Genomic DNA, 12801 nt, shown 5'->3' with positions numbered 1-12801 from the left:
CTCTGCGACGAAATTATTTTTTGTCTTCTTTAACTTCTTCAAACTCAGCGTCGACAACATCGTCATCTTGATTTGATTGCTGATCACCCGCTTCTGCGCCAGCGGCTTGCTGTGCTTGAGCTTGTTGTTGAGCAATTTCCATCAGTTTTTGAGCTGCTTGCATAAGTTCTTGAACTTTAGCATCGATCGCTTCTTTATCATCACCAGACTTAACGGCTTCTAGTGCAGTAATAGCCGCTTCGATCTTCTCTTTATCTTCAGCAGGTAAAGCTTCACCCGCTTCTTCAACTTGTTTGCGAGTACCGTGAATCATTTGGTCAGCTTGGTTACGAGTCGTCACTAACTCTTCGAACTTTTTGTCCTCTTCTTTGTTAGCTTCAGCCTCTTGTACCATTTTCTCGATCTCTTCCTCAGACAAACCGCCTGATGCTTGGATAGTGATCTTCTGCTCTTTACCCGTTGCTTTATCTTTAGCAGATACGTTCAGGATACCATCAGCATCTAGGTCGAATGTTACTTCGATTTGTGGCATGCCACGTGGTGCTGGTTGGATGCCTTCTAGGTTGAACTGACCAAGAGACTTGTTGTAAGTCGCTTGCTTACGCTCACCTTGAAGAACGTGGATAGTTACTGCATTTTGGTTGTCTTCAGCGGTTGAGAACACTTGATCCGCTTTAGTAGGAATCGTTGTGTTTTTCTCAATTAGCTTAGTCATTACGCCACCCATCGTTTCGATACCGAAAGATAGAGGAGTAACATCTAAAAGAAGAACGTCTTTAACGTCACCAGCAAGAACACCACCTTGTACAGCCGCACCCATTGCAACCGCTTCATCAGGGTTCACATCTTTACGAGGTTCTTTACCAAAGAATTCTGTTACTTTAGCTTGAACCATAGGCATACGTGTTTGACCACCCACTAGGATAACATCATCGATGTCACCTACTGACAGGTCTGCATCAGCTAGAGCAACTTTAAGAGGCTCAAGAGAACGCTGTACTAGGTCTTCAACAAGAGACTCTAGCTTAGAACGTGTCACTTTAACGTTCATGTGCTTAGGACCTGTTGCATCAGCCGTTACGTAAGGAAGGTTTACGTCAGTTTGCTGTGCTGAAGACAGTTCAATTTTCGCTTTCTCTGCCGCTTCTTTAACACGTTGCATAGCAAGAGGATCGGTCTTAAGATCAATGCCTTGCTCTTTTTTGAATTCGTCAACTAGGTAGTTGATTAGACGGTTATCAAAGTCTTCGCCACCTAGGTGAGTATCACCATTAGTTGCTAGTACTTCAAATGTCTTTTCACCTTCAACTTCGTCGATCTCAATAATAGAGATATCGAAAGTACCACCACCTAAGTCATAAACAGCGATAGTGCGGTCGCCGCCTTTTTTGTCTAGACCGTAAGCCAATGCCGCAGCTGTTGGTTCGTTGATGATACGTTTAACATCAAGACCAGCAATACGGCCAGCATCTTTCGTTGCTTGACGCTGTGCATCGTTAAAGTAAGCAGGAACAGTAACGACTGCACCAGTGACTTCTTCACCAAGGAAATCCTCAGCGGTTTTTTTCATTTTCTTCAATACTTCAGCAGAAACTTGAGGAGCAGCCATTTTTTGGCCTTGCGCTTCAACCCAAGCATCACCGTTATCAGCCTTAACAATTTTGAATGGCATGATTTTGATGTCGCGTTGTACTTCTTCGTCTTCAAAACGACGACCAATCAAACGCTTGATAGCAAATAAAGTGTTTGTTGGGTTAGTTACCGCTTGACGTTTTGCAGGCTGACCTACTAGCGTTTCGCCGTCAGTGTATGCGATAACTGAAGCAGTTGTACGCTCACCTTCTGCATTTTCGATTACACGTGGCTTGTCACCGTCTAAAACAGCAACACAAGAGTTAGTAGTACCTAAGTCAATACCAATGATTTTACCCATCAGGCGATCTCCGAATTAATTCTATTTAGATTTTCTATATCCCCTATGTGGGGGATAAATAGTGGGCTTTCAACCCTTACGAATAAACAAAAATATAATCTTTGTTTTTGTATGAACCATAGATAAGGGCGGCAAAATTCTTTTCAAGGGGAAATGAAAAAAAAGTTACGTTAATTTCTCGCATAAAAAAGAGAAGCAACGGCTTCTCTTTATCTTTTATCCAAAAACTGTGGATGTTATTTAGCGACCATCACCATTGCCGGGCGAATCACTCGACCATTGAGTTCGTAACCTTTTTGCATAACAAACATCACACTATTTGATTCGTGATCTGGGCTTTCTTGGATAGACATCGCCTGATGCATTTCTGGATTAAAGGCTTCACCTTCAGGGTTAATTTCCTTAAGGCCATTCTTCGTCAGTGCATCTTGGAAAGACTTATGCGTGAGCTCGATACCTTCAAGGATTGGCTTAATCACTTCGTTTTCTGCATCAGCAGCTTGAATTGCGCGTTCAAGGTTGTCGATCACTGGCAACAATTCTTCAGCAAATTTATTAACGGCAAATTTACGCGCTTTATCGATTTCGATTTCAGTTCGACGACGCATGTTCTCGACTTCCGCTTTAGCACGAAGTACTGAATCCTTTTGCTCTTCAATTCTAGCTTCGCTAGTCAGCAATGCCGCTTCAAGTTGCGCTATTTTCGCTTCCTGTTCATCGACTTGTACTTCTTCGTTCCATTCGATATCAGCATCGCTTCCAACAACATCAGCATCTCGCTCTGTGTTTTCAGTTTGCTTTAATTGTTCTTCGTTCATTTTGTTTTCTTCGTTGCTCATGATATCTCCAGAATTTAATATAACGTGCGCCTAAACTCTTTATTACTCTCTTAAGGCACAAAAATTCGCATAAAAAGGTGACTTGCCCTTATTATGGGGATGAAGATTCTTGAATCAAGCCCAATTAGTCTGGAAAACCTATGAAAAAATGCTTTGAAGTGATTGCGATCATCGGAAAACCTCGAGATCAACAAGCAATACAAACACATAAAGAGCTCTATCTATGGCTAACCGCTGAAGGTTACCACGTCTTTATTGACGATCGTTTATGCGACATTCTTGATGATATCCCTAAAGAAAACTTCTCAAGCCTCATTGAACTGGGCAAAAAGGCAGACCTTGCCATCGTCGTAGGCGGTGACGGTAATATGCTTGGCGCTGCGCGAGTGTTGTCTCGCTTCGACATATACGTTATCGGCGTCAATCGAGGTAATTTGGGCTTTCTGACCGATTTAGACCCCGACAACTTTCAAGGTGGATTGCTTGGCGTTCTTAACGGTGAATACCTCATCGAAGACCGATTTTTACTGGAAGCAGAAATACATCGTCATGGGCAGGTAAAAAGCCATAATTCAGCGCTCAATGAGGCCGTTCTTCACCCAGGGCAAGTTGCTCACATGATCGAATTTGAAGTCTATATTGATGACAAATTTGCGTTTTCTCTACGTTCTGACGGTTTAATTATTTCCACACCAACGGGCTCGACGGCCTACTCATTATCGGGGGGCGGGCCAATTCTTTCACCAAGCTTAAACGCGATCAGCTTAGTCCCCATGTTTCCCCACACCTTATCCAGTCGCCCATTAGTGGTTGATGGCAATCGACGAATTAAGCTCATTGTCTCTCCTGACAATCGTGGCACGCAAGAAGTCAGCTGTGACGGCCAAATATCGTTACCGGTTTCTCCTGGTGATGAAATCCATATTTATCAAAGCCCTACGGCGCTAAAACTGATTCACCCTAAAGATTACAGCTACTATCATGTGTTAAGAAACAAGCTCGGTTGGTCAAGTAAACTATTTTGATTTTGCTCACAATCTAGCCACTACCGACAAATAATTTATCTGCACAACTTTACTGTACAAAGAAACAGTATATACTGTTTTCTTATACAGTATTGTTCAATTGTACAGGTAAATAAAATGCTGGCTCATTTAAGTGTAAACAACTTTGCTATCGTTAAATCTTTGCAGCTCGAACTCTCGAAAGGGATGACAAGCATTACTGGCGAAACTGGCGCGGGCAAATCCATTGCTATCGATGCTCTCGGCTTATGTCTTGGAGGTCGAGCTGAAGCCGGAATGGTTCGACAGGGTGAAGAAAAAACCGAAGTTAGCGCCGCCTTTTTATTGGACAATAACTTACTCGCTTCACGTTGGCTTGAAGACAACGACCTACTCGACGGAAACGACTGTATTTTACGTCGTACCATTACCAAAGAGGGTCGTTCAAGAGCCTTCATCAACGGCAGCCCTGTACCTCTATCTCAACTAAAATCGTTAAGCCAACTTCTGATCAACATCCATGGTCAACATGCTCATCATCAACTGATGAAAAGCGATCATCAAATGGCGATGCTCGATCAATATGCTGGGCACCACAACCTACTAAAAAATACACGTAATGCTTATCAAAAATGGCGACAATCCGATAACTTACTCAAACAACTCAAAGAAAATAGCCTGCAAAATCAAGCACAAAAACAGCTGCTCGAATATCAAATAAAAGAACTGAATGAACTCGCGATTACTGAAGACGAATTCAGTACCTTAGAGCAGGAACACAAACGCCTGTCGAACAGTGGTGAACTGGCTTCAACTTGCCAACAAGCAATCGAACTGATTTACGAAGGTGAAGAAGTTAACGCCCTCAGTGTTTTACAACTGGCAAACAGCGCTTTGATTCAACTCGCCGAATTAGATAGCAAGTTGGTTGAATTACCTAACATGGTGGCAGAAGCAACGATTCAGATCGAAGAAGTCAATAATGAGCTGCGTCACTATCTCGATAGCATTGACATGGATCCTTCTAGAATGGCGTTTGTTGAATCTCGCTTTTCAAAAATCATTTCCATCGCCCGTAAGCACAATGTCATGCCGGAAGAGCTTTACCAGCACCATCAAGACTTATTGTCACAGATCGAAGCACTGGATTGTTCTGATGAAAAATTTGAAGAATTAAAAAAAGATGTCGATGCGCATTTCCAGGCGTTCATTACAACGTCAGAAAAACTGAGCAAGTCACGTTGTCGATACGCCAAAGAGCTCAATAAGCTTATAACTCAAAGTATGCATGAACTGAGTATGGAAAAAGCTCAATTCAAGATTTCGGTCGATTATGAGGTCACGCACCCTTCCCCACTGGGTATGGATGCAATCTGTTTCTTGGTATCAACCAATCCCGGCCAACCGTTACAGCCAATAGCCAAAGTTGCATCAGGTGGTGAACTATCACGAATCTCTCTCGCGATTCAGGTCATCACAGCACAAAAAGTAGAGACTCCAAGCTTGATTTTCGATGAAGTGGATGTCGGGATTAGTGGCCCAACGGCGGCGGTTGTAGGAAGAATGCTAAGAACATTAGGCCAATCTACTCAGGTTCTGTGTGTCACCCACCTTCCACAGGTTGCAGGGTGCGGTCATCAACAATTGTTTGTAGCGAAAGCAACCAAATCAGGGAAAACAGAAACGAAAATGCACCAGCTTAATGGTGATGAACGAATAGCTGAGTTAGCAAGACTGCTTGGTGGTAGCGAGATTACCCAATCGACTTTAGCGAATGCAAAAGAATTACTAATAGCGGCATAATGATTGAAAAAGCTTAATTACCAAGCTAAAAAAGTTCCTTTTTCAATCTCATTTGAGCATTCTTTGCAACCTATCTCTAAATTCGCGGTCTGAAACACTTCGAAGGAAAAGGAGTTTTTTACTTCTGTGCCGAGGTTGTTTATTATCACCGCAGTTTAATGTTCATTTGCAAAGAAAGAAAATATGCAGTTTAAAAAATGGTTAGTCATCGTCCCCCTAGCTATGACAATGCTAACGGGTTGTTCAGTACTAGAAAAACTTGTTTATCGAATTGACATTAACCAAGGCAATTACGTAGAACAAGAGTCCGTAGACCAACTCAAGTTTGGTATGACAAAAGAGCAAGTACGCTATGTGATGGGCTCACCGATGCTGATTGAAAATGGTTACCCAGACACTTGGTACTACATCTACCATTTGACTGAGGGCCACAAAGATCCTGTTCAACAAAACCTCGTGGTCAATTTTGATCCATCAGGAACACTTGTTGATATTGTTGGCGATTACCCAGCGAGTGAGCAGTTTTTCGAAAGTATCAACTAGATTGTAATGTCTACTGATGATTTATATTTAAACAATATAAAAATGGCTCGTACGAATACGGGCCATTTTTTTCATCAAACTAAGACCCCACGAGATAAAGCCTTAATTCCTCACTGAGAGAATATGGCAACCGTCACTCACACATCGGTAATTTTCAGCTTTATTTACTCTTTTCTAGCTTGGCTTGTTCCGCTCTTTTACGGCGAATCTCTTTTGGATCAGCAAGTAAGGGGCGATAGATTTCGATACGGTCTTTATCCTGCACGGTCGCATCAAGCTTCACATTACGGCTAAACACGCCCACCTTATTCTTTTTCAAATCAATCTCTGGGTAAAGTGACAATACACCAGATTGAACAATGATCTCTTCCACACTTAATGACTTATTTACCACAAGCGTAAAAACTCTCTGCTCCTGAGGCAGAGCATAAACAACTTCAACGTGGATCATCTCAGATTCAATACTCATAACACCCATACACCTGTTTTGCACGCTTGGTAAACGAACTCACCATGTTGTTGGTTAACTCGCTAAAAATTTTACCAAAAGCCAACTCAACCATCTTGCTCGAGAATTCAAATTCTAATTTAAGCTCGACCTTACAGGCGCTATCATCCAGAGGGGTAAAATGCCACCCACCCGTTAGCGAACGAAAAGGGCCATCAACCAAGCTCATCATGATAGCTTGACCATCCGTTAACTGATTTAATGTGGTGAACGTTTTACTGATTCCGGCTTTAGACACATCAACAGACGCCACCATGCTCACTTGAGAAGATTCAATCACCTTCGCACCTGAACACCCCGGCAAAAACTCAGGATAGCTGGCAACATCATTAACCAATGCGTACATCTGCTCAGCACTGAAAGAGACCAATGCTGAACGACTCACTTGTTTCATGTTAACTCCGGTACTGCTTTACATAATCATTCATTACTGTAATTCTACGTTTATTCTCTCTTAGAGCAAATAAAGGATTTCCTAACCGAAATCCAAGCCGTATAATGCAGGCACTATGGCAAAGAAATCAAAGAATAAAGCGGGTAGCAATACCATCGCTCTCAACAAAAAAGCTCGCCACGAATATTTCATTGATGATGAAATTGAAGCCGGCTTGGAGCTACAAGGCTGGGAAGTAAAATCTCTGCGTGAAGGTAAAACCAACATTGCAGAAAGCTATGTCTATATTCGTGATGGTGAAGCGTTTGTAAGTGGTATGACAATCACACCATTAACTCAAGCTTCTACTCACGTTGTTGCTAACCCAACTCGTATACGTAAGCTACTTCTCTCTCGTAAAGAACTCGATAACCTTATTGGTCGTATCAACCGTGAAGGCATGACACTGGTCGCTACTGCACTCTATTGGTCTCGCTCTTGGGTGAAGCTAAAGATTGGTGTTGCGAAAGGTAAGAAACTGCACGATAAACGTACTGATATGAAAGAAAAAGACTGGGCTCGCGATAAAGCACGGATTATGAAGAGTAATTTGCGTTAATCTTGAGCACTTAAACGCACAGTGCTAGACAGCCAATGCTTTTCTGGTACTATGCGAATAACACTTGGGGCTGATTTAGGATTCGACAAGAATTTTGAAGTCTGAGGTGCATGCCGTGGGGCGGTTGGCCACGTTAAAAGCCGCAAAAAAATAGTCGCAAACGACGAAAACTACGCACTAGCAGCTTAATAACCTGTTGAGAGCCTTTCTGCCCTAGCTTCCGCTTGTAAGACGGGGAATAACAGAGAGTCAAACCCAAACTAGCTAGATCGGATTCTCCCGCCTGAGAGATGAAGTTCGAAATTTAATTCAGGATAGTCATTTACTAGCGTGTCGGTTCGCAGGTACTTGGTGAATTTAAAGATCGACTAAGCATGTAGTACCAATGATGAATGATTTTTGGACGCGGGTTCAACTCCCGCCAGCTCCACCAAACGTTTGGAAAGGGCGGTAACTCATTGAGTTATCGCCCTTTTTGTATTGATACATATTATTTTAACCGTTTTGTACTGAACGTAGGTACTAAAACATGCGCTATTTGCAAACCTAAGTAAAAACGGAATTTGCTCATTTAGATTCCAAATCCCCGCCATCCACAGGCCACTTTTTGAGCATCAGTAGCTCTGACTCAGCACATGTATACCCAGGAGATGCCTCTAATCCGCTGTTAAACTTGACAGACAGGATTAAATGTCGGTTTAGTGCAAAAGAGTAAATGTCCGACACTGATACATCTTCTTCAAAGGCACTACTGAGATATATCCCAGCCTCCTACAGTGTAAAAAATCTTTTTAGCTTAAGTAACTTGCTCATCTAGTTCTCTTTTTTCGTCTACAGGGGAATTCTGAAGTCATCACTCAACTTGCCCCAGTGTTTCTTTAGTGCGTCTTTTTGCCCTTCCTCCATGGGAAGCTCTTGCAACAAATCAGGCCAGTTTTTTCGAGCCTGGTTCATCACATCAATCAGGTGTGGCTTAATCGCAACCCACGGTGCTCCGGATTTCTCAGCCCACACTTCAAAGTGTTTCATGGTGATTTCAAACCATTGCTTGATTCCTACCATGTTCAGCGCAAGGCTGTCATTTTCTATATACGGAGAGGTGAATACCACGTCATAAAGGGGTGATAAGCGTGGGGAGTAAGCATCACTATAAATCAACGTCCAGTTTTTGAGGTGTGCATCGCCGTTTCCTAGCAAGATGTTAATCAGTAACCGTCTTGCCATCTGCTGAATGTCTTTCAATCGTTCAGAGCTAGATTGATAGAGCACGTTACCTAGTTGTTCATAATTAATCCGTTGATATTTGTCCGAAGGGTAAAGGCCGAATACTTGAGCAAAATCTTCAGTATGGATACGCCCCTCGGCACTACGGTCGAATCGCTTGATGCCATAGGCATATTGCTCATCCGGTAATTTAATACTGGGTAACCCCTCAAGCTCTTCCAGTTCAATTAGCCGTATTTCAGGTATCTCTGCCCCCGCCGCCTCAGCCAGTTTCATGCAGGTATATTCATTGACGGGTACACCTTTGTGTACGGTGGATGGGGTTTTAATAATCCACATATCCTTCGAAATCTCCTGGTCGATATGGTATCGGCCATCTAGATGTGACGAGGAAAACTTCATCTGTACGCCTGCCAATGAAAATTTGGTATTGGCATGTCTAACATTAATTTGTTGAGGTTCTGTCGATAATCGCTGCTCCAGCGCCCAATTGGATACATCACCCGCTTTTATCGGCTTAGCGATTAGTGCTCCTGGCAAGTTAGAGCCTAAATAGGCAAGGAGTGAAAATTCGTTGTTTACGTGGCATTGGAGCGCTTTGGCTGTCAACTCTCTCAATGCTCCCTCTGGTAACAAATTGGATAATACAGGCGGGATCTTATCGGTCCGAATCTGAGGTTTACTTAAATAGCCTGGATCGCGCAGTTGCCTCAAGGTAAAAACAGGCCTTTTATCAACTGGCACCGCAACAAATTCGGGGTTGAAGGTCAGTATGTTTTTCCCACCAGCATAATGTGCAATGACAGCAACATCGATACCGTGTAGTTGGATATTTAAGCCTTCTACTTTCTCGATCTGCTTACTCATGAGTTATCCTCTGAGTTGAACCAAAAACCAAGATCATCAGAGTCATCTTCTAGATCACCTTTATCTTTGCCAAATTCACTTTGGCTATCTGATATCCTCTCGCCGAGGGAAGGGGCCGCTTTACCTCCCTTAGGAACAATAGAAAGCTCTAAATCCAGCCCTTCCAGTACTCTGAGCAAGGTCGATAGCTTTACGTCACTACCCGCTTCAATGCGTTGATACTGTTGTTGCTTCATGCCGATTCGCATGTACATATCTTTTTGCTCGATACCCTGATTTTTACGCTGCTCAATGAGCAGCGCTGCAATTTCATCAATATTCTTCACTGCACACCTCAAACAACTCTATCGTTGTACCAGTCACTATAAACAACATATTAGTTGTAAATACACCTTTAAACAACTTTAAAGTTGTAATTGGCATTCTGAACAACTCAGGGGTTGTTCCATTGAGATCAATGAGAGAATTAGATTCTGAGGAAATGCACCCTATTTAGGTGGAAAATGGGGGTAACCGTAACTAATGGGTACACCGGAAGGTACATCAATGGAAATCAAATCAATTTAAATTAAAACATACAGTTAAAAAGCCAGATCAACTTATGCCAGCCCGGCCAAACGTTTGGGAATAGTGGTAAACCTTTGATTCATATCCCTTTTTACTTCTAAGCTATGAGTTTTTGCAGTTTTGTACTAAAAATTGGTACTAAACATGCGATATTTGACTTTATCAAAATCAGGTAACGGGGATTTCCGATATCAGCTTCCTCGCCAACAACGTTCTCTATTTGAAAACAGATCTGAAATAAAGAGATCGCTTAAGACATCTTGTAAGCACGAAGCTAAGCTTTTAGCCCTTGAGTTAGAGCTATCCATTAGAAAGAAAGTGATGGGCCAGCTCTCACGGAATGAACTTTGGTCAGTGTCAAAGCCACCAGCCATAGAAAAGAAAGCGACAAAACCCGATACATGCCCATTTTCAATACTCGAAAAGTTTTAACTATATAAGCTAGACCAAGTCTCCCCAAAAACCGCAGATAGCCTAAAGGCTCAATGCACCACGATTTTAAGTCTCATAAATAAATCGAATCTGAAGAACATACGAAGAGCTGAAGCTGAGTCTGTTAAACAGGCTTTAAGACACTACCCTACAAACGTCCGAAAGCACCGTGAGTTCCACTACAATGCTAGCGAGGTCTCTCCGAGATAAAAACACCTCAAGTGTTCATTTATTCCCCTGTTCATTTTTTATGAACAAACTAAAAAAATGAATAGAACCCGATGCTCCCTATGTCTCACCATACCATCCAATACCCCCACAAAGGGATATCAATTGTAAAATACCCTTGTGGGGATATGGTGGAAAATATCCCCACCAAGGGATATACTTTGCCATATCCTCACTAGAGGATAATGAGAGATGTAAAGTCGCAACTTAAATCTATAGAGGGTTGGAATAAATGATATATAGTCCAAAGCAACTCGCTGACATGATGCTCCTAATAAGGCAAAAGAACGGCTGGACTCAATCAGAGTTGTCCAAAAGGGTAGGCATAAAGCAAGCAACTATCTCAAACTTCGAAAATAGTCCTGATAAGACAACACTTTCGACTTTCTTCAAACTTATCCAGGCAATGGAACTGACACTGAGCATCCAGGAAAAAGCACAAGTAAGTTCACAAGATAGCCAAGATGATGAGAACTGGTAATGCAAAAACTAAACGCATACATGAACGGAGAACTCGTAGGGACTCTCAACAAACAGAAGAATGGTGCTCATACTTTTCAGTATGATAAGACCTGGGTAACCAGTGACAAGTCCCGACCACTATCATTGTCTCTAAAATTACAACTGCCACCTATAGCTTCAGACTCAGTCATCAACTACTTCGACAACCTTTTACCTGATAGCCCAAAGGTAAGAGATAGGATCGTAGCTCGTTGTAAAGCTTCATCTAAGCAGCCATTCGATCTTCTCAAAGAAGTTGGTAAAGATTGTGTCGGAGCTATTGCATTAATTTCTCCTGAGCAACCTTACAAAAATGAACCACTCAATTACCAAGTCTTAGATGATATAAAGTTGGATGCCGTGCTCTCAGCTTACAAATCCGATATCCCACTCGGAATGGTTGAAGAAGAAGAAGATTTCAGAATATCAGTGGCTGGTGCTCAAGAAAAAACAGCACTCCTATCCGTTGATGAACAGTGGTGTATCCCTAAAGGTAATACTCCAACAACTCATAGCATCAAACTACCAATTGGTGAAATACAACAAGCAAACACAACATTAGATCTTCAAGACAGTGTTGAAAATGAGTACCTTTGCATCGAGTTAGCTAAAGCACTAGGGTTTGCAGTTCCCAATGTCCACATGATCAAAAATGATAACCAGAAAGCTTTAGCTGTAGAGCGATTCGATAGACGCTGGACTAAAGATAAAGCTAACTTACTCCGTCTACCTCAAGAAGACATGTGCCAAGTATTTGGTATGCCATCATCAATCAAGTACGAATCTCAAGGTGGCCCTGGTATTTCGGAAATAATGAAGCTACTCATGGGTTCAAGTAATGCTCTGGAAGATCAGTATAACTTCATGAAGTTTCAAGTTTTTCAGTGGATTATAGGGGCAACCGATGGGCATGCTAAAAACTATTCTATTTATATTGAGAAGGGAGGGAGTTATCGTTTAACTCCATTCTACGATATTTTATCAGCATATCCGCTTCTGGGTGGTCGAGGTCTGAATATTAGAAAACTCAAGCTAGCAATGGGACTCAAAGCGACTAGAGGGAAAAAGTATGAAATTAACAAAATCTTACCTCGCCACTTTCTAGATACTGCTAAAGCTGTAAATTTCAGCCAAGATAAGATGCAAGAGATATTGAATGAGCTAAAAGATGAGTTCCCCGAAGCAATCTTACAAGTAAAAGCAAAGCTACCTGAAGATTTCCCTGAGAAGATTTCAGATTCAATTTTTGAAAATGCGACAAAGTTACTTTCGAAGATTTAATATTCAGAAAGTATCTTTGATGCAATGAGCTATAGGGAGACTTCGCTGAACTATAGAATATATAGCTATATCCGAGTGG

General features: G+C 42.0%; 12 protein-coding genes and 1 other RNA gene. 7 read left to right on the top strand and 6 right to left on the bottom strand.

Annotated features, from left to right (window positions below):
* Positions 1 to 13 precede the first annotated feature (13 nt).
* Both dnaK and grpE read right to left on the bottom strand, forming a co-directional pair.
* Entirely contained in the window at positions 14 to 1933 is a 1920-nt protein-coding gene (dnaK, locus tag QF117_RS09535) for a molecular chaperone DnaK (RefSeq protein ID WP_282388685.1), read from the bottom strand.
* A gap of 236 nt (positions 1934 to 2169) precedes the next feature.
* Positions 2170 to 2772: a nucleotide exchange factor GrpE gene (gene grpE / locus QF117_RS09530; RefSeq protein ID WP_017034188.1), complete on the bottom strand. Its 603-nt coding sequence runs from the start codon at positions 2770 to 2772 to the stop codon at positions 2170 to 2172.
* Between the two features lie 140 nt (positions 2773 to 2912).
* On the opposite strand from grpE, the gene nadK reads away from it, so the two are divergent.
* The 3 genes from nadK to bamE all read left to right on the top strand — a co-directional run bounded on the left by nadK (position 2913) and on the right by bamE (position 6122).
* On the top strand, positions 2913 to 3797 hold the full coding sequence (gene nadK, locus QF117_RS09525) for an NAD(+) kinase (protein ID WP_017034187.1): 885 nt from the start codon (positions 2913 to 2915) through the stop codon (positions 3795 to 3797).
* Positions 3798 to 3914: 117 nt separating this feature from the next.
* A complete protein-coding gene (recN, locus tag QF117_RS09520) occupies positions 3915 to 5579 on the top strand; it encodes a DNA repair protein RecN (RefSeq protein WP_282388684.1) in 1665 nt (554 codons plus the stop codon).
* Positions 5580 to 5762: 183 nt separating this feature from the next.
* A complete protein-coding gene (bamE, locus tag QF117_RS09515; RefSeq protein WP_282388683.1) occupies positions 5763 to 6122 on the top strand; it encodes an outer membrane protein assembly factor BamE in 360 nt (119 codons plus the stop codon).
* A gap of 160 nt (positions 6123 to 6282) precedes the next feature.
* On the opposite strand, the gene QF117_RS09510 is transcribed toward bamE, so the two are convergent.
* Positions 6283 to 6591, bottom strand: a complete 309-nt coding sequence (locus tag QF117_RS09510; RefSeq protein ID WP_026026567.1) for an RnfH family protein — start codon at positions 6589 to 6591, stop codon at positions 6283 to 6285.
* A complete protein-coding gene (locus QF117_RS09505; protein WP_282388682.1) occupies positions 6581 to 7024 on the bottom strand; it encodes an SRPBCC family protein in 444 nt (147 codons plus the stop codon). Before QF117_RS09505 ends, QF117_RS09510 begins: the two co-directional genes overlap by 11 nt.
* A 115-nt stretch (positions 7025 to 7139) precedes the next feature.
* On the opposite strand from QF117_RS09505, the gene smpB reads away from it, so the two are divergent.
* Together smpB and ssrA are read left to right on the top strand one after the other, a co-directional pair.
* Complete coding sequence (smpB, locus tag QF117_RS09500) at positions 7140 to 7622, top strand: SsrA-binding protein SmpB (protein ID WP_017034182.1); 483 nt, start codon at positions 7140 to 7142, stop codon at positions 7620 to 7622.
* Between the two features lie 66 nt (positions 7623 to 7688).
* Positions 7689 to 8055: a transfer-messenger RNA gene (ssrA, locus tag QF117_RS09495) on the top strand.
* Between the two features lie 398 nt (positions 8056 to 8453).
* Here the strand turns inward: ssrA and QF117_RS09490 are convergent.
* Together QF117_RS09490 and QF117_RS09485 are read right to left on the bottom strand one after the other, a co-directional pair.
* On the bottom strand, positions 8454 to 9713 hold the full coding sequence (locus tag QF117_RS09490; protein ID WP_282388681.1) for a type II toxin-antitoxin system HipA family toxin: 1260 nt from the start codon (positions 9711 to 9713) through the stop codon (positions 8454 to 8456).
* Complete coding sequence (locus QF117_RS09485; protein WP_282388680.1) at positions 9710 to 10039, bottom strand: helix-turn-helix transcriptional regulator; 330 nt, start codon at positions 10037 to 10039, stop codon at positions 9710 to 9712. Before QF117_RS09485 ends, QF117_RS09490 begins: the two co-directional genes overlap by 4 nt.
* Before the next feature lie 1133 nt (positions 10040 to 11172).
* Between QF117_RS09485 and hipB the strand changes: the two genes are divergently transcribed.
* Both hipB and QF117_RS09475 read left to right on the top strand, forming a co-directional pair.
* On the top strand, positions 11173 to 11421 hold the full coding sequence (gene hipB, locus QF117_RS09480; protein WP_282388679.1) for a type II toxin-antitoxin system antitoxin HipB: 249 nt from the start codon (positions 11173 to 11175) through the stop codon (positions 11419 to 11421).
* Positions 11421 to 12722, top strand: coding sequence for a type II toxin-antitoxin system HipA family toxin (locus QF117_RS09475; RefSeq protein WP_282388678.1), 1302 nt, complete (start codon positions 11421 to 11423; stop codon positions 12720 to 12722). Before hipB ends, QF117_RS09475 begins: the two co-directional genes overlap by 1 nt.
* Positions 12723 to 12801: the final 79 nt, after the last annotated feature.

It is taken from the genome of Vibrio sp. YMD68 (assembly GCF_029958905.1).
Taxonomy (GTDB): Bacteria; Pseudomonadota; Gammaproteobacteria; order Enterobacterales; family Vibrionaceae; genus Vibrio.
This window is presented reverse-complemented; position numbering and strand designations above follow the sequence as displayed.